The organism is Shinella zoogloeoides (genome assembly GCF_033705735.1).
In the GTDB taxonomy this organism is placed as follows: domain Bacteria; phylum Pseudomonadota; class Alphaproteobacteria; order Rhizobiales; family Rhizobiaceae; genus Shinella; species Shinella zoogloeoides_A.
This window is the reverse complement of the sequence record NZ_CP131130.1, coordinates 447,418-463,844: the sequence shown is the minus strand read 5'-3', so window position 1 is coordinate 463,844 and position 16,427 is coordinate 447,418. Positions and strand designations below refer to the sequence as shown.

Here is a 16,427-nt window from a genome sequence, read left to right as displayed (position 1 = left end):
CGGCGGCGGCTTCGCCGCCTCCGCTCACTTCCAGAGCGCGCGCACCTCCTGCCGCAGCATCAAGGCCTCCGCCCAGCGGTCCGTCGTGTCGTTGCCGTCCCTTCCGGTGATGGCATAGGGCTTGGGGCCGAGTTCGCAGGTGAAGACCAGCTCGGCATCCTCGGCCGCATTTGCGCGCCAGTGGCGGAAGCCGTCGTCCCACCAGTTAAGGAAGAGGTCGAGCCAGGGGCGGTGATGCGGGAAGGAGATCTCGATCTGCACCTGCTCGCGCGAGGCGACGCGGCCGTGGAAGGCTTTGGCATTTTCCAGGATGCGCCGGATGAGGGCGTGGTTCTCCTCCTCGACCGGAAAGGCGAATTCCCGGCCGACGAGGAAATGCGAGAGATCGGCGAGAAGCGGCAGATCGGGGCGGCGGTCGAGCAGATCGAGCGTGAAGAACAGGTCCGTCGTCATGCGGTCGCGGTGCGTCTCGATGAAGACCGGAATGCCGGCCTGCTCGGCAAGCGCCATCCAGCCGTCGAGCAGCGGCAGGCAATCCTCCACCCGGCGCAGGCGGATATCGGGCTGGAGGTTGATATGTCTCACCGGATATTCGGCGGCCAGTTCCAGCGGCAGGCGCAGGTCCTCGACGGTGCGCGGGAAGCAGACGCCCTCGATCCCGAGGCCGGTTCCCCGCAGCGCCTCGTCCAGCGTCCTGACGTCCGCGCGCTTCGTGTAATGCGCGCTGACGCCGTCGAAGCCCGCCTCTGCGATCATCGCGATGTTTTCCGCAAGGCTCCGCTCGTGCCCGTCCGTATGCCGGCGTTCCATGGCCCAGAGCGACTGGAAGAACAGCAGTTTCTGCATTACGCCGCCCGCGCGCTCTTGAGGAGGGCCTTGAGGTTCACGGCGGGGTCCGCGAGCGCGGCGGGATCCGGGCTGATGCCGGCGGCGATCAGCATCTCGGCGAGCTTGATGTCCTTCGCAAGGCTGTTGCCCGGCCCGAGGCCGGCGGCGGCCACGAGACGCCCGCCGTCGAGATAGAATTCCAGCTCTCCCTCCCCGGCCGGCCGCAGGATGCAGTCATGCCCCGGCTGGGGCAGGCCCGCGACCTGCAAGCCGAGATCGTACTGGTCGGACCAGAACCACGGGATTGCGGCGAAGGCTTCGCTCGCGCCCGCCATGTTGCGCGCGGCGGTTTCGGCCTGGCTGCGCGCGTTGCGCCAGCTTTCGAACCGGACATGCCCGCCGCCGGCCACGGACACGGCCGCGCAGTCGCCCGCCGCGAAGACATGCGGATCGCTGGTGCGCAGGAAGGCATCCGTCAGGATGCCGTTGCCGGTCGCGAGCCCCGCCGCCTCGGCAAGGCCGGTATCCGGCACGACGCCGATGGCCGAGACGACGATATCGGCCGGAACCCGCGTGCCATCGGCCAGCAAGACCGCATCGGGCGTGATTTCGGCGATCCCCTGCCCGAGGTGGAACCGCACGCCCTCTTCGGCATGGCGCGCATGCAGCCGCGCGGCAAGGCGCGCGGGCACGGCGCGGCCGAGGGGCCTTGCCGCCGCCTCGACGACGCCGACGGCGACGCCCTTGCCGCGCAGCACCGCCGCAAGCTCCATGCCGATCAGCCCGCCGCCGACGATCGCGACGGTTTCCACCCCTTCAACGCGGGAGAAGATCGCCGCCGCATCCGCGAAGGTGCGGAAGTCGAGCGCCCGTTCGGCGCCCGGGCAGGCGAGCCGGCGGGGCCGCGCGCCGGTGGCAAGGAGCAGCCTGTCATAGGCAAGCGTCCGCCCGTCGCCGAGGAGAAGGTGGCGACGGGCGGTGTCGATCTGCACTACCGGCATGCCGGGAAGATAGTCGATGCCGGCGGCTTCGAGAGCCTCGGCCGAGCAGATCGGTTTCATCTGGACGGCGCCGTCCAGCGGCTTGGAGAGCGGCGGGCGCTCATAGGGAAGATGCGGCTCCGTGCCGGCCAGCGTGACCGGACCGGAAAACCCGGCCTCGCGAAGCGCGAAGGCCGCACGGGTGCCCGCTTCGCCCGCGCCGATGATGACGATCCCGTTCATGAGGCTCTCCATGGGAAAATGTTGCCGGCGCGCTCGGAAACGCACCGGCGGGGAGGATCAGTTCCGCGTGGAATAGTCCGCCATGTTCTTCGGCGTGACGAGCTCGAAGGGCACCCAGACCTGCCTGTCGACGGCCTCGCCGCGGGCGAGCGCCACGGCGGCGTCCAGCGCGCTGCCGGACTGGCCCCTGGCGTTCTGGAACACGGTCGCGTCGAGATCGCCGGCCGCCATGGCGGCAAGGCCGTCCTGCGTGGCGTCGATGCCGATGACGATCACGTCGTCCATGGAGACGCCCGCCGCCTTCAGCGCCTGGATGGCGCCGATGGCCATTTCGTCGTTGTTGGCGAAGACCACGTCGATGGGCTGGCCGGCGGTGATCCAGTTCGTCGTCAGGTCCATCGCATTGGTGCGCGTCCAGGCGGCGGACTGCTCGTCGGCGATCGTCACGGCCTTGCAGTCGCCGCCCGCCAGGGCGTCCTTGAAGGAGGAGGTGCGGTCGCGCGACGCCTGATGGGCAAGGTCGCCCATGAGGATATAGACCTGCGCATCCGATGCCTTGCCCTTCTCCTTCAGCAGCGAACAGGCCGCCTCCCCGGCAAGCCGCCCGGCATCCGTCTCCTTCGAGCCGACATAGGCCTGCTTTTCGGGAAGACTGGCGAGGTTTTCCGGCTCGAGATTGAGGAACACGAGCGGAATGCCGGCCTTGGACGCCGCCTCGCTGACGCCGGGGGCGGCGGAGGTGTCCGTCAGCGTCATGATGATCGCATCGACGCCGGCGGCGATGAAGTTGTTCACCTGGTTGAGCTGCTTGGAGATGTCGGTCTGCGCGTCCTCGACCTGCACGTTGACGCCGTTCACCTCGGCGGCGCGGGCGCCGATGCCCTCGCGCAGCAGCGTCTGGAAATTGTTGTCGAAGCTCTGCATCGAGACGCCGATCGTCTCGGCCGAAGCAGCGCTTCCCATCAAGGCGGCCAGAACGGCCGCCAGGCATAGAGATTTCATGTCATTCCTCCCAATGGGTGCCGGTTCACCCGCTCGCACACCGGAGGCCCGAAGGGCCGATCGATGATGCGGGCCTTCAGGAAAGGGCCACGCGCACCTCGCCGTCGATCACCTCGGCGGGATAGGTCTTCAGGTTCTCGCAGGCGGGAAGCCGGAGGGCCTCGCCGGTGCGATAGTCGAAGGCGCCGGAATGCTTGGGACATTCCACCTCGAAATCCATGACGAGTCCGTCGGCAAGATGGATCGCCTCATGGGTGCACAGGCCCGCCGTGCAATAGACGCTGTCGTCCGGGCCGCGGTAGATCGCATAGGTGCGGCCGCCATGGTCGAAGCGCACGGCGCCCTCCTGCTCGATATCGTCAATCCTGCAAGCGGATACCCAGGTCATTCGGCTGCTCCCCGGACTTCGGTGCGGGCCTTGCGGGCGGCGAGCTTTTCCTTGCGCCTGCGGTAGCGCTCCTGCATGCGGGCCTCGCCCTCCGGCGAGCCGTCGTGCCAGGTGCCGAACCACTTATCGAGCGGGATCAGGGCATCGCCGTAGTTCACCTCGAAATACTTGTGGTGCAGGTAATGCGCATAGGAATGGCTATCGACCAGCTTGTCCTCGCCGACCTCCACCTTGTCGAAGCCGACATGGCCGGGAATGGCGCCGAAGCCGGCATAGTGGAGCTGGTAGAGCATCAGCACCGGGTTGGACGGCAGGATCAGGTGATAGAAGGCCGTGCCGAGATAGAGGAAATGCTCGACCGGATGCATGGACAGCGACGACCACGGCGACGGGTTCACCGAATTGTGGTGGACCGAGTGCACCCACTTGTAGAGGAACGGCACGTGGATGAGCCGGTGAATGCAGAAGAAGTGGAATTCGTGGATGATCGGCACGACGAGCGCGACCAGCGCCAGCGTCCACGGGTTCTCCGCGAAGGTCAGCCAGGGCGCATAGCCGTTGGCATAGGCCCAGAGCATGCCGACCTCGATGGCCGTCCAGATCGTCACGCCCGACAGGAACGTGCGCAGCATGTTGTCGACGTTCTGGCGGTCGAACCAGAAGACGTTGTTCTTCTGGTCGGAGGGGAACCTGCCATTGTACTTGAAGCGGTTCTCCTGCCGCTTCAGCACGTAGAGGTGAAGCTCGAAGGCACCGTAGAACAGGAAGACGCAGACCGCGTTCACCGCATAGAGCCAGAGCGCCCAGCCGATGGCGAGCGTCTTCATCGTCTCGACCGGGGGGATCACCCAGGCCCAGTAGGCGACCGCCGAGAGCGCGAAGATGACGTTCCAGGGGAAGAAATAGTGCGGCAACCACTTGAGGATCGCCATAAGCTTCGGCGGGAAGGCGAACAGCGGCGCGGTCTCCACCGGATCGTTCGGCGCCCAGTCGCCGCGCTTGTTGCGCTTGCCGTATTTCAGATCGTCCATTGCGCTCTCCTTCGGGCTTTCGCCCGCACAATTGCCGGATGACGGGAGAGCGCCGCCGGCCCTCCTCCTGACTTGAAAAATATCAGGAACAGGGCGGCGCACCGAAGGCTTCCTTGATCAAATCAGATCAAAGCCCCTCGGCCGTGATGGTGATGAAGCGGATGGGATTGCGGTCCGGCTCGATGTCGGTCAGGCCGATCCGGCGCAGGACGAGATCGAGAGCGCGCTGGGCCTGCGCCTCCGGCGCCTGGTCCAGCACCACGTCCATGATGCCCTCGCCGAGCGCCGCGCGGTATAGTCCGTCAGCTCATGGCCGACGAAGAGGATGTCACGCCCGCGCGGGTGGCGCTGCAGCACGCTGATCAGCGCCGCATTCGCCCCGCCCGCATTGTAGAGGCCGACGAGATCGGGGTGCCTTTCGAGCACCATCGCCAGCGTTTCCGCGCTGAAATGCTCCTCGTCGCGGGTGAAGCCGAGCCATTCGAAGGCGATGGGGCCGGGATGCTTGAGGAAATAGTCGGAAAAGCCGCGGATGCGGTCGCGATGCACCTGGTAGATGGGATGACAGAGGGCGACGACCGGGCCTTGCGCCCGCGCCATGCGCGCGATGAAGTAGGCGGCCGTGCGGCCCGCCGCGTGATTGTCGATGCCGACGAACTCGCCCGTATGGCCCGAGGCGCGCGTGACGACATGGACGACCGGAATGCCCCGGGCGACCACCGCCTCCACCGCCGCGCTGATCAGCGGGCTGTTGGGAACGGCGAGGATGAGGCCCGCGCGCGGCGTCTCGGTGGAAAGGATGCGCCTTGCGATCGCCTCCGGCTTCATCTCCTCGGTGAAGCTGCGCTGGACGACCACCAGCGGATCGAGCGTCGCGGCGATGCGCTCGAAGGCCCGGGAAAGCCGCCGGTAGAACGTCGTCTCCGGCCGCACCATCAGCACCTCGATGCGCAGCAGCCCGCGATGCGTATCGGGCAGCGTGCGTGGATATTTGAGGGCGCGCGCGGCGATCACCACCCTGGCGACGAGGTCCGGCCGCACGCCGCCGCGCCCGTTCAGCACCCGCTCGACCGTCGCCGTCCCCACGCCGGCATGGCGGGCGATGTCGCGGTAGTTCGGCTTGCTCACGGTGCGGCGTCCTTCGATGGCTTCAGGGCGAATCCGAATCTAGCCCAACCTTGCCGATCACGCGCGCTCCAAAATGGCATCCTCCGCCTTTTCCATTCCGCCCCTCGTTGGGCGGCGGCGATTCCATGGCTTAGCGACCGCCTAAGCATCGCTGAATCAAACACTCATGTCCGCTTTTTTCCCTTCCCTTACACATCGGCAGGACCGGTCGCAGAGGTGGCGTTCCGGGAAGGAAAGGAAAGCGGCATGGCAGTGGAAAAAGTGGACACGCTCGTCATCGGCGCCGGCCAGGCGGGCGTCGCGATGAGCGAGCATCTCGGCAGGCGCGGCATTTCCCATCTCGTCCTGGAAAAGGCCCGCATCGCCGAGAACTGGCGCACCGCCCGCTGGGACAGCCTCGTCGCCAACGGCCCCGCCTGGCACGACCGCTTTCCCGGCATGACCTTCCCCGGCCTCGACGGCGAGGCCTTCGCCCCCAAGGAGCAGGTGGCGGATTATTTCGTGACCTACGCGGAAAAGATCAAGGCGCCGATCCGTTGCGGCGTGGAGGTCCGGTCGGTCGGCAAGGAGGGCGCGACCTTCCGCGTCGAGACCTCCGATGGCGTGATCGAGGCGCGGAACGTCGTCTCGGCCACCGGCGCTTTCCAGCGTCCCATCATGCCCGCCCTCGTGCCGGCACAGGCGGGCCTCACCCAGATCCATTCCAACACCTATCGCAATCCTGGCCAGCTGCCCGAGGGCACGGTGCTGGTGATCGGCGCCGGGTCCTCCGGCACGCAGATCGCCGACGAGCTCCTGCGCGCCGGCCGCCGCGTCTACCTTTCCATCGGCCCGCACGACAGACCGCCGCGCCGCTATCGCGGCAAGGATTTCTGCTGGTGGCTCGGGGTGCTCGGCATCTGGGACCTCAAGGTGCCGGCGCCGAACACCGAGCATGTCACCATCGCCGTCAGCGGCGCCTATGGCGGGCAGACGGTCGACTTCCGCCGCCTCGGCAACCGCGGCATGACGCTGCTCGGCCGCGCCGAGTCCTACAGGGACGGCGTGCTGCATGTCGCACCCGACCTCGTCGACAACATCGCGCGGGGCGACGCCAACCATCTCTCCCTGCTCGACCGCGCCGACGCCTATGCGGCGGAACACGGCCTCGACCTGCCGGAGGATCCCGAGGCGCGCCACAAGGAGCCGGACCCGGCCTGCGTGACCGATCCGATCCTGATGCTGGACCTCAAGGAGGCCGGTATCACCTCCATCGTCTGGGCGACGGGCTATGCGGTGGACTACGGCTGGCTGAAGCTCGACGCGCTCGACGAGAAGGGCCGCCCCGTCCACGAGCGCGGCGTCTCGAAGGTGCCCGGCCTCTTCTTCGTCGGCCTGCCGTGGCTGTCGCGCCGCGCCTCCTCCTTCATCTGGGGCTGCTGGCACGACGCGGATTATCTCGCCGGCTACATCGCCGAACACCGCAGCGGAAAGGACACCGGCGTCGCCGCCGTGGCCTCCTGAAAGGCCAGGCACCGGCCGCCCGCGAGGAGGAAGCGAGCATGCCATGAACCGTCCCCCGCCCCGAGGCGCGAGCGCGCCGTCCACAGCCTGACGGAACGCACCCTTTCGCGCGGGCGAATCTGTTCCTTAATTGGGGCCTCAACAGGGGAACAGACATGGCCTTGCGCTTCACGCTCCGGCAACTGGAGTATCTCGTCGCGGTCGGGGAATTCGGCTCCGTCACGGAGGCGGCCGAACGGGTGAACGTTTCGGCGCCGTCCGTCTCGGCGGCGATCTCGCAGCTCGAGAAGGAATTCGGCATCAACCTCTTCGTGCGCCGCCACGCGCACGGCCTGTCGCTGACGCAGGCCGGCCACGGCTTCGTCGCGCAGGCGCGGCAGATCCTCTCGGAAGCCGCAAAGCTCAACGCGCTTTCCAACGAGCTGACCGGCCAGGTGCGCGGGCCGCTGCATGTCGCCTGTCTCGTCACCTTCGCGCAGGCCGTCATCCCGCCGCTGCGCCGCGCCTTCTCCGACACCTATCCGGATGTCGACTTCTTCCAGTACGAGCGTGACCAGGCGCGCATCCTCGAAGGGCTGCGCATGGCGCGCTTCGACATCGCGCTCAGCTACGATCTCGACATTCCCGCCGACATGACCTTCCACGAGCTCGCCGTGCTGCCGCCCTATGCGGTGCTCGACGAGGACCATCCGCTCGCCGGCCGCCGCGAGGTGACGGTGGAGGACCTTGCGCCGCATCCGATGATCCTGCTCGACCTGCCGCATTCCTCGGCCTATTTCCTCTCGCTCTTCCGCGACGCCGGCCTGACGCCCCATGTGGCGGAGCGCACGCGCGACATGTCGGTCATGCGCGCCATGGTCGCCAACCGCTTCGGCTATTCCATCGCCAATATCCGCCCGGTCTCCACCTATGCGCCGGACGGCAGCCGCCTCGTCTTCGTGCCGCTGACCGGGAACCTGCGCCCCATGCGCATGGGCATCCTCTCGATGGCCGATGCCAATCCGGCGCTCACCGTGCGGCGCTTCATCGACTTCTGCGGCGAGACGATCCGCGGCATGGGCATGGACCTGCCGGTTTCCGCCGACACCCCACCCGCAAAGAAAGGCAGTTCATGACGACGACCATCGACTGGCGCGCCCGCGCGGCGAGCCTGAAATTCCGCAACGGCCTCTATATCGACGGACGCTTCCGCGATGCCGCGAAGGGCGGCCGGTTCGAGACCGTGAACCCCGCCAATGCGCAGGTGCTCACCGCCGTCGCACGCGGCACCGCCGAGGATATCGACGCCGCCGTCGCCGCCGGCCGGCGCGCCTTCGAGGACGGCCGCTGGTCCGGCAAGTCGCCGGCCGAGCGCAAGGCGGTGCTGCTGCGCCTTGCCGCCCTCATCCGCGAGAACGTGCCGGAGCTTGCCCTCCTCGACACGCTCGACATGGGCAAGCCGATCGGCGACAGCTCGACCATCGACGCGCCCGGCTCCGCCCATTTCTTCGAATGGCATGCCGAGGCCATCGACAAGCTCTATGACGAGATCGCCCCCACCGGACGCGGCGACCTCGCCATGATCCGCCGCGTGCCGCTCGGCGTCATCGGCGCCGTCGTGCCGTGGAACTTCCCGCTCGACATGGCGACGTGGAAGCTCGCGCCGGCGCTCGCCACCGGCAATTCCGTCGTGCTGAAGCCGGCCGAGCAATCGCCGCTCTCCGCCCTCATGCTGGCCGAACTTGCCTCCGAGGCGGGCCTGCCGGACGGCGTTCTCAACGTCGTGCCCGGCTTCGGCGAAGATGCCGGCCGCGCGCTCGGCCTCCATCCCGATGTCGACGCCCTCGTCTTCACCGGCTCGACCAAGGTCGGCAAGCTCTTCATGACCTATGCGGGGACAAGCAACATGAAGCAGGTCTGGCTGGAGACGGGCGGCAAGTCGCCGAACCTCGTCTTCGCCGATGCCGACCTCGACAGGGCGGCCGAGATGGCGGCCTTCGGCATCCTGTTCAATTCCGGCGAGGTCTGCTCGGCCAATTCCCGCCTTCTCGTGCACCGCTCCGTGCAGGAAGAATTCACGCAGAAGCTGATCGCCGCGACGGCCGCATGGCCGCTCGGCGACCCGCTCGACCTTGCCACGCGCATGGGCCCGCTGGTCGAGAAGAGCCATGCCGACCGCGTCGCCTCCTATATCGACATCGGTCGCAAGGAAGCGCGCCTTGCCCATGGCGGCACGCGCGAGACGCGCGACGGCTCGGACTGCTACATCCAGCCGACCATCTTCAACGAGGTCGCGCCGGACGCCCGCATCGCGCGGGAGGAGATCTTCGGCCCCGTCCTCGCCATCACGCCCTTCGACCGCGACGAAGAGGCGCTGCGCATCGCCAATGACAGCGAATACGGCCTTGCCGCCTCCGTCTGGACGAAGGACCTTTCGCGCGCGCTCTCGGTTTCCGACCGGCTGAATGCCGGCACGGTCTCCGTCAACACGGTCGATGCGCTCTCCGCCATGACGCCCTTCGGCGGGGTCAAGCAGTCCGGTTTCGGCCGTGACCTCTCCATCCACAGCTTCGACAAGTATTGCGCGCTCAAAACCGTGTGGGTGAAATACTAGGCATCTGCCCGGGCCGGCGGCACGTGCCGGCCCGTATTTCGATCATCGGCGGCGCCGGCTCCAGCTCGCGCTTTTGCCTGCAAGCCCAAGCCGGCACCGCCGTCTTCATAATTGACTGAAATCAAAAGATATTTTGCAAGACGCCGTTTATTCGCGCGAAAATTGAAAAGGCGCGGCCTTCACACCGCGCATCTCGATTAGCCTGAACCTAATCCATGCTTCCGGAACGCATCATTTACCGGAGGCACTTCGCCCAATCCAATAGCCTCACAAAACCCGGGGACCGCCATGCGTGACGCCAAATACGATATCCTGTTCGAACCCCTCGCGATCGGCCCGCATGTCGCAAAAAACCGGTTCTACCAGGTGCCGCATTGCAATGGCGGCGGCTATCGCGACCCCTCGGCGGCCGCGGCTATGCGCGGCATCAAGTCGGAAGGCGGCTGGGGCGTCATCTTCACCGAGCAGACCGAGATGCACCACACCTCGGAGATCACGCCCTTCATCGAACTGCGCCTGTGGGAGGACAAGGACATTCCCGGCCTTCGCCGCATGTCCGACGCCATGAAGGTGCATGGCGCGCTCGCCGGCATCCAGCTCGCCTATTCCGGCATCAACGGCCCGAACTTCTACACCAAGGAAGTGCCGCTCGCCCCCTCGGCGCTGCCGATCCGCACCTTCACCAACGATCCGGTGCAGGCCCGCGCGCTGGACAGGTCCGACATCCGGGACCTTCGCCGCTGGTTCGTCAACGCGGCGAAGCGCTCCAGGGTCGCCGGCTTCGACCTCATCTGTCTTTACGGCGCGCACGGCTTCGGCATCTTCCAGCACTTCCTGTCGCGCGCCACCAACCAGCGCACCGACGAATATGGCGGGAGCCTCGAAAACCGCTCGCGCTTCGCCCGCGAGGTCGTCGCCGATATCCGCGATGCCGTCGGCGACACGACGGCGATCACCATGCGCGTCAGCCTTGATGAGACGATCGGCGAACTCGGCTTCTCCAATGCCGAGGTGCGCGAATTCGTCGAGATGAACGCCGACTGCCCGACCTCTGGGACCTCGCGCACGGCGCCTGGGAGGACTGTTCCGGCCCCTCGCGCTTCAAGGAAGAAGGCGCGCAGGAGCTGCTGGTCAAGGGCATCCGGGAACTCTCCTCGAAACCCGTCGTCGGCGTCGGCCGCTTCACCTCGCCGGACGTGATGGCGCGGATGATCCGCCAGGGCGTGCTCGATTTCATCGGCTGCGCCCGCCCCTCCATCGCCGATCCCTTCCTGCCGAGGAAGATCGAGGAGGGCCGCATCGAGGACATCCGCGAATGCATCGGCTGCAACATGTGCATCACCGGCGACATGACCATGTCGATCAGCCGCTGCACGCAGAACCCGACCTTCATGGAGGAATGGCGCAAGGGCTGGCACCCCGAGCGCATGAACGAAAAGGGCGAGAGCCAGACGGTGCTCGTCGTGGGCGCCGGACCCGCCGGCCTCGAAGCCACGCGCGCCCTCTCGCTGCGCGGCTATGACGTGACGCTGGCCGAGGCGACCACGACGCTCGGCGGCCGCGTCGCCCGCGAGCGGCTTCTGCCCGGCCTTTCCGCCTGGGGCCGCGTCGTCGACTACCGCCAGTACCAGATTTCCCAGCGCACCAATGTCGAGACCTATTTCGACAGCCGCCTGACGGCCGAGGATGTGCTGGGCTTCGGCTTCGAGCATGTCGCCATCGCCACCGGATCGCACTGGCGGCGCGACGGCGTCGCCCGCCAGCATGTCGTGCCCATGCCGATCGATCCCGCCATGACCGTCTGGACGCCCGACGACGTCATGGCGAAGGTTCATCCCGAAAATCTCGCCGGCAAGACCGTCGTCGTCTATGACGACGACCACTATTACATGGGCGGCGTGATGGCCGAGGTGATGGCCAAGGCCGGCGCCAACGTCATCCTCGTTACGCCCTCGGCCTATGTTTCCGACTGGACGCGCAACACGCTGGAACAGGGCGCGATCCATGTGCGTCTCGACGATCTCGGCGTCGACATCCGCCTCAACCGCGGCGTCACCGCCATCCGCGCCGGCGAGGTCGAGACCAACTGCACCTATACCGGCCGCAAGACGGCCATCGGCTGCGACGCCGTCGTCATGGTCGCCTCGCGCCTTGCCGAGGATGCGCTCTACAACGACCTCCTCGCCCGGCAGGCGGACTGGGCGGATGCCGGCATCAGGTCGGTCAAGATCATCGGCGACGCCAGCGCTCCGGCCCCGATCGCCTGGGCGACCTATGCGGGCCATCGCTATGCGCGGGAACTGGACACGCCCGATATCGGCGATGCCCTGCCCTTCCGCCGCGAAGTCACCCAGCTCGAACCGGCGTGAGGAACGACGCATGACTGAGCCCCATTTTACCGGAGACAAGAGGGCCATCGAAGTGAAGTCGGTTTCCAAAAGCTTCGGGGCCTATCAGGCGCTGAAATCGGTCAGCTTCGACATCGGCAGCAACGAGTTCTTCACGATGCTCGGCCCCTCCGGCTGTGGCAAGACCACGCTGCTGCGCATGCTCGCCGGCTTTGAAAGCCCGGACGCAGGCTCGATCCTCTTGAACGGCAAGGAAGTGGTCGCCATTCCGCCGCACAAGCGGCGGGTCAACACGGTCTTCCAGAGCTACGCCCTCTTCCCGCACATGACGCTGGAACAGAACGTCGCCTACGGCCTCGAAAACCTCGGCTGGGAGCAGGGCCGCATCAAGACGCGTGTCGGCGAGATGCTGGAGCGCGTGCATATGGGACCGATGGCCAGGCGCAAGCCCGCCCAGCTCTCCGGCGGCCAGCGCCAGCGCATCGCCCTTGCCCGCGCGCTCGCGCCCGAGCCGGAAGTGCTGCTGCTCGACGAACCGCTCTCCGCCCTCGACCTGAAGCTGCGACAGGCGATGCGTGACGAGCTGCGCACGCTCCAGCGCGACACCGGCATCACCTTCGTCTTCGTCACGCACGATCAGGAAGAAGCGCTCGACATGTCCGACCGCATCGCCGTGCTCGGCGGCGGCGAGGTGCAGCAGATCGGAACGCCGGCGGAGATATACGAAGAGCCGGTGAACCGCTTCGTCGCCGATTTCGTCGGCGAGACGAATTTCCTCGATGTGGAGGTGCTTGACACCACCGGCCGTGAGGCGACATCCGCACGCCCTTTGGCCTTTCCATCACCGTGCCGGCAACCGGCCCAACGATGAAGGGCCGCGCGACGCTCTCCGTGCGCCCGGAAAAGATCAATCTCGGCAATCAGGCAGAAGGGATCACCTTCGAGGGCCGCATCATCAACAAGAACTACATGGGCGGCTACACCCATTACACGCTCGACGTCGCGGGTACCGAACTGCGCGCCTCGCGCCGCAACGCCTCCCGCGACGGCGACACGATCCCGCTCGGCGCGACGGTTCCCGTTGGCTTCGTCGCGGGTTCCGCGCGGGTGCTGGCGGCATGACCGACAGCGCCCTCCATATCCCCGCCGAGACGGCGCGCGCGCCCCGCGCCCGTTTCTGGCACGACCTTTCCTTCTGGGGCCTCCTGCCCTCGCGCCTGCTGATGGGCTTCGCGCTGATCCTGCCGATCTTCATCATCGCCGCCGTCTCCGTGGCGACACGCGGCGCCTATGGCGGCTTCACCTGGGATTTCAACCTCGCTGGCTACAGCCAGATCCTCTTCAACGAGGGTTGGACCGGGGAGCTGGAATTCACCCCGCAATATCTCATGATCATCGGCCGCACCTTCCTGCTCGCCGGCGCGACGACGCTGATCTGCCTCCTCTTTGCCGTACCCGTCGCCTATTTCATCTCGCGCCAGCCGCCGGGCCGCAAGGCGGCGCTCGTCTATCTCGTGACACTGCCCTTCTGGGTCTCGATGATCCTGCGCGTCTATGCCTGGATGATCATCCTCGGCAAGGACGGCACCTTGCCGAAGCTGCTCGAAACGCTCGGCCTTCCCGCCGGCATGAGCTTCATGTTCAACGACGGCGCGACGCTGACGGCCATGGTCTATACCGCGATGCCGCTGATGGTGCTGCCCGTCTTCGCCTCCATCGAGAAGCTGGACGGCACGCTGATCGAGGCCTCGCACGACCTTTACGGCGATCGCTGGGTAACGCTGCGCCGGGTGATCCTGCCGCTGACGGCGCCGGGCCTCACCGCCGGGGCCATCCTCGTCTTCGTCCCCTCGCTCGGCGCGGTGCTGGAGCCGACCCTGATGGGCGGCGGCAAGCAGATGATGATGGGCTCGCTCATCCAGCTCCAGTTCGGCGGCGGCCGCAATTGGCCCTTCGGCGCGGCCATCGCCATGGCGCTGATGGCCCTCGTCATGGTCTTCCTGATCTTCACGGCGCTGCGCGCCGCCCGCCGGGAGGCGACGCCATGAGCATTCGCCACGACGTCAAGCGCTATCCGGGCCTTGCCCCGCTCACCGTCTTCTTCCTCCTATCTCTATGCGCCGCTCGCGGTCATCGTCGTCTACTCTTTTAACGCCAACCGCGTTGCCGGCGTCTGGACCGGCTTTTCGCTGAAATGGTACGGCTCGGCACTTAACAATGCCGCGCTAATGAATGCGCTGAAGACCTCGCTGACGGTCGCGGCCATCGCCACCGTCGTCTCCACCCTCGTCGCGCTTTCCGCCGCGCTCGCCATCATCCGCGGCAAGGACCTGCGCTTCCGCAAACTTTCCGAGACCGTCGTCAACCTGCCGTTGCTGCCGGAAATCGTGCTGGCCGTCGCCACGCTCCTTCTCTTCTCGCTGCTCGATATCCAGAACGGCATGCTGCGGCTCGTCATCGCCCATTCCGCCTTCTGCACGCCCTTCGCCTTCCTGCCGATCCGCGCCCGCCTGCAGGGCATGTCGCTGGATTTCGAGGAGGCAAGCGCCGATCTCTATGCCGACCGCTGGACGACCTTCCGCCGCGTGACGCTGCCGCTCATCTTCCCCGGTGTCTTCTCCGGCGCGATGCTCGCCTTCCTCATCTCGATGGACGACTTCATCACCTCGAACCTGCTTTCGACCGGCGGCTCGACGACGCTGCCCGTCTACATCTTCTCGCTGATCCGCGCCGGCACCTCGCCGGAACTGAACGCCATCGCGACGCTGCTGATCCTGGCCTCGCTGGTCCTTGCCACCGTCGCGCTACTCGTTGCCGCGCGCGCGCCCGCGAAAATGCAGAACCATAATCACAGAACGATAATCAAAGAGAGGAACATAAAATGAAGAAATACCTTGCCGCCACAGCCCTCGCCCTCTGCTTCGCCACGAGCGCACAGGCCGCCGGCGAACTCAACATCTACGCCTGGGCCGAATCCATCTCGCCGGACCTCATCGCGAAATTCTCCAAGGAGAACGACGTAAAGGTGAATGTCGACAGCTTCACCTCCAACGAGGATCTTTTGACCAAGCTGCAGGCCGGCTCCTCCGGCTACGACATCGCCACCCCCTCGCAGCACTTCCTGCGCGTGATGATCGACCAGGGCATCATCGAGAATTTCGGGGCCAACAAACTCAAGGCCTATGAGAACATCGAGGAGAAGTGGCGTAACCAGTGGTGGGATGAGAAGCAGGAATATTCCATCCCGCTCGCCTACGGCACCGCCGGCTTCGTGGTGAACACCGACCAGTACAAAGGCCCGACCGACAGCTTCAAGTATTTCTTCGAGCCGGCGGAAGAGCTTAAGGGCAAGATCGCCCTCCTCTCCTATCCCGACGAGGTGATCGGCGCAGCCCAGCTCTATCTCGGCGTCCCCTTCTGCTCGGAAGACCAGGCGGAAATGAAGAAGGTTCTGGACCTGCTGATGGCGCAGAAGCCGTCCGTCGCCGTCTACTCCTCCGACAATATCGCAAGCCGCCTCGCGTCAGGCGAGGTCTCGGCGCATTTCTGGTGGGACGGCGACTCGCTGCGCGCCCGCAAGACCGGCTCGCCGGTCAAGCTCGCCATGACCAAGGAAGGCCTCGTCGGCTGGATGGACAGCTATGTCATCCCGAAGGATGCGCCGAACCACGACAACGCGGTGAAGTTCATCGAGTTCATGTCGACGGCGGAGAACGCCACGGAGCAGATGAACTTCTACTCCCATTCCTCACCGATGAAGGTCATCGCGGACAAGGTCGTCAATACGAAGGAAACGGCGCCAGAACTCTACCCGGACGTGCCGATCACCTTCTCGCGTACGCTCGGCCGCCGCGCAGGACCTCGTGACCCGCGTCTGGACGCAGCTTCTCCAGTAGTCCCGCTTTCGCGCCGCGGGCGACCGCGGCGCTTTCCCATACCCTCAAGGAGACTTCCATGCCCGTGCACACCCGCATCCGCCCCTTCAACACGAAGGAGACCTATCCCGAGCAAAAGCTGAACAACGATCTCTGCCAGGCCGTGGTGGCGCGCGGGACGACGGTGTTCGTGCGCGGGCAGATCGCGCAGGACCTCGACACACGCGAGAGCCTGCATGTCGGCGATGCCGGCGCGCAGGCCCGCAAGGCGATGGAGAACATCAAGATGCTGCTGGAGGAGGCCGGTTCCGACCTCAGCCATATCTGCCGCGTCGTCGTCTATCTCATCGATATCCGCTACCGCGAGGCCGTCTATACCGAGATGGGCAAGTACCTTCAGGGCGTCTTCCCGGTTTCGACCGGCCTCGTCGTCTCCGCCCTCGCCCGGCCGGAATGGCTGGTCGAGATCGAGGCGACCGCCGTCATTCCCGACGCAGCCTGAGGGAGG

The 16,427-nt window shown here is 66.3% G+C and carries 14 protein-coding genes and 2 pseudogenes; 10 read left to right on the top strand and 6 right to left on the bottom strand.

Translation table 11 applies throughout. The features are described 5' to 3' along the window. Positions 1-24 precede the first annotated feature (24 nt). From ShzoTeo12_RS02315 to ShzoTeo12_RS02290, 6 genes and pseudogenes are all read right to left on the bottom strand, one after another. Positions 25-846 (bottom strand): sugar phosphate isomerase/epimerase, encoded by an 822-nt coding sequence (locus tag ShzoTeo12_RS02315; RefSeq protein ID WP_318911141.1) that lies wholly within the window; start codon positions 844-846, stop codon positions 25-27. Beyond that, complete coding sequence (locus ShzoTeo12_RS02310; RefSeq protein ID WP_318911140.1) at positions 846-2,051, bottom strand: NAD(P)/FAD-dependent oxidoreductase; 1,206 nt, start codon at positions 2,049-2,051, stop codon at positions 846-848. The genes ShzoTeo12_RS02315 and ShzoTeo12_RS02310 overlap by 1 nt, the downstream gene beginning before the upstream one ends. A gap of 57 nt (positions 2,052-2,108) precedes the next feature. Next, positions 2,109-3,053 carry a substrate-binding domain-containing protein gene (locus ShzoTeo12_RS02305; RefSeq protein ID WP_234189890.1) on the bottom strand — a complete coding sequence of 315 codons (945 nt, stop codon included), beginning with the start codon at positions 3,051-3,053 and terminating at the stop codon, positions 2,109-2,111. A gap of 76 nt (positions 3,054-3,129) precedes the next feature. Then, the gene (locus ShzoTeo12_RS02300; protein WP_234189889.1) at positions 3,130-3,441 is read right to left on the bottom strand and encodes a MocE family 2Fe-2S type ferredoxin; all 312 of its coding nucleotides are present in this window, start codon (positions 3,439-3,441) and stop codon (positions 3,130-3,132) included. Then, positions 3,438-4,472 (bottom strand): sterol desaturase family protein, encoded by a 1,035-nt coding sequence (locus ShzoTeo12_RS02295; RefSeq protein WP_318911139.1) that lies wholly within the window; start codon positions 4,470-4,472, stop codon positions 3,438-3,440. The genes ShzoTeo12_RS02300 and ShzoTeo12_RS02295 overlap by 4 nt, the downstream gene beginning before the upstream one ends. A gap of 127 nt (positions 4,473-4,599) precedes the next feature. Further along, a pseudogene (locus tag ShzoTeo12_RS02290) lies at positions 4,600-5,600 on the bottom strand (LacI family DNA-binding transcriptional regulator). A gap of 246 nt (positions 5,601-5,846) precedes the next feature. Between ShzoTeo12_RS02290 and ShzoTeo12_RS02285 the strand changes: the two are divergent. The 10 genes and pseudogenes from ShzoTeo12_RS02285 (at position 5,847) to ShzoTeo12_RS02235 (ending at position 16,421) form a co-directional block, all read left to right on the top strand. Then, positions 5,847-7,103, top strand: coding sequence for an NAD(P)/FAD-dependent oxidoreductase (locus tag ShzoTeo12_RS02285; RefSeq protein WP_318911138.1), 1,257 nt, complete (start codon positions 5,847-5,849; stop codon positions 7,101-7,103). A gap of 155 nt (positions 7,104-7,258) precedes the next feature. Then, positions 7,259-8,218 carry a LysR family transcriptional regulator gene (locus ShzoTeo12_RS02280; protein WP_318911137.1) on the top strand — a complete coding sequence of 320 codons (960 nt, stop codon included), beginning with the start codon at positions 7,259-7,261 and terminating at the stop codon, positions 8,216-8,218. Continuing rightward, positions 8,215-9,696 (top strand): aldehyde dehydrogenase, encoded by a 1,482-nt coding sequence (locus ShzoTeo12_RS02275; protein WP_318911136.1) that lies wholly within the window; start codon positions 8,215-8,217, stop codon positions 9,694-9,696. Before ShzoTeo12_RS02280 ends, ShzoTeo12_RS02275 begins: the two co-directional genes overlap by 4 nt. A gap of 288 nt (positions 9,697-9,984) precedes the next feature. Then, positions 9,985-12,065, top strand: a pseudogene (locus ShzoTeo12_RS28200) (FAD-dependent oxidoreductase). Positions 12,066-12,075: 10 nt separating this feature from the next. Next, complete coding sequence (locus ShzoTeo12_RS28195) at positions 12,076-12,915, top strand: ABC transporter ATP-binding protein (protein ID WP_413251111.1); 840 nt, start codon at positions 12,076-12,078, stop codon at positions 12,913-12,915. Then, entirely contained in the window at positions 12,912-13,166 is a 255-nt protein-coding gene (locus ShzoTeo12_RS02255; protein WP_318911135.1) for a TOBE domain-containing protein, read from the top strand. The genes ShzoTeo12_RS28195 and ShzoTeo12_RS02255 overlap by 4 nt, the downstream gene beginning before the upstream one ends. Continuing rightward, the gene (locus ShzoTeo12_RS02250; RefSeq protein WP_318911134.1) at positions 13,163-14,092 is read left to right on the top strand and encodes an ABC transporter permease; all 930 of its coding nucleotides are present in this window, start codon (positions 13,163-13,165) and stop codon (positions 14,090-14,092) included. The genes ShzoTeo12_RS02255 and ShzoTeo12_RS02250 overlap by 4 nt, the downstream gene beginning before the upstream one ends. A 33-nt stretch (positions 14,093-14,125) precedes the next feature. Next, positions 14,126-14,929, top strand: a complete 804-nt coding sequence (locus ShzoTeo12_RS02245; protein ID WP_318911133.1) for an ABC transporter permease — start codon at positions 14,126-14,128, stop codon at positions 14,927-14,929. Then, a complete protein-coding gene (locus ShzoTeo12_RS02240; protein ID WP_318911132.1) occupies positions 14,926-16,062 on the top strand; it encodes an extracellular solute-binding protein in 1,137 nt (378 codons plus the stop codon). Before ShzoTeo12_RS02245 ends, ShzoTeo12_RS02240 begins: the two co-directional genes overlap by 4 nt. After that, entirely contained in the window at positions 15,999-16,421 is a 423-nt protein-coding gene (locus ShzoTeo12_RS02235; protein WP_119258108.1) for a RidA family protein, read from the top strand. The genes ShzoTeo12_RS02240 and ShzoTeo12_RS02235 overlap by 64 nt, the downstream gene beginning before the upstream one ends. The last annotated feature ends 6 nt before the right edge of the window (positions 16,422-16,427 follow it).

What these genes read in the sequence shown, in the direction of transcription:
- ShzoTeo12_RS02305 (WP_234189890.1), bottom strand. Translation starts at nt 3,053, where the DNA reads ATGAAATCTCTATGCCTGGCGGCCGTTCTGGCCGCCTTGATGGGAAGC.
- ShzoTeo12_RS02255 (WP_318911135.1), top strand. Translation starts at nt 12,912, where the DNA reads ATGAAGGGCCGCGCGACGCTCTCCGTGCGCCCGGAAAAGATCAATCTC.
- ShzoTeo12_RS02275 (WP_318911136.1), top strand. Translation starts at nt 8,215, where the DNA reads ATGACGACGACCATCGACTGGCGCGCCCGCGCGGCGAGCCTGAAATTC.
- ShzoTeo12_RS02315 (WP_318911141.1), bottom strand. Translation starts at nt 846, where the DNA reads ATGCAGAAACTGCTGTTCTTCCAGTCGCTCTGGGCCATGGAACGCCGG.
- ShzoTeo12_RS02240 (WP_318911132.1), top strand. Translation starts at nt 14,926, where the DNA reads ATGAAGAAATACCTTGCCGCCACAGCCCTCGCCCTCTGCTTCGCCACG.
- ShzoTeo12_RS02310 (WP_318911140.1), bottom strand. Translation starts at nt 2,051, where the DNA reads ATGAACGGGATCGTCATCATCGGCGCGGGCGAAGCGGGCACCCGTGCG.
- ShzoTeo12_RS02300 (WP_234189889.1), bottom strand. Translation starts at nt 3,441, where the DNA reads ATGACCTGGGTATCCGCTTGCAGGATTGACGATATCGAGCAGGAGGGC.
- ShzoTeo12_RS02295 (WP_318911139.1), bottom strand. Translation starts at nt 4,472, where the DNA reads ATGGACGATCTGAAATACGGCAAGCGCAACAAGCGCGGCGACTGGGCG.
- ShzoTeo12_RS02280 (WP_318911137.1), top strand. Translation starts at nt 7,259, where the DNA reads ATGGCCTTGCGCTTCACGCTCCGGCAACTGGAGTATCTCGTCGCGGTC.
- ShzoTeo12_RS02235 (WP_119258108.1), top strand. Translation starts at nt 15,999, where the DNA reads ATGCCCGTGCACACCCGCATCCGCCCCTTCAACACGAAGGAGACCTAT.
- ShzoTeo12_RS28195 (WP_413251111.1), top strand. Translation starts at nt 12,076, where the DNA reads ATGACTGAGCCCCATTTTACCGGAGACAAGAGGGCCATCGAAGTGAAG.
- ShzoTeo12_RS02250 (WP_318911134.1), top strand. Translation starts at nt 13,163, where the DNA reads ATGACCGACAGCGCCCTCCATATCCCCGCCGAGACGGCGCGCGCGCCC.
- ShzoTeo12_RS02285 (WP_318911138.1), top strand. Translation starts at nt 5,847, where the DNA reads ATGGCAGTGGAAAAAGTGGACACGCTCGTCATCGGCGCCGGCCAGGCG.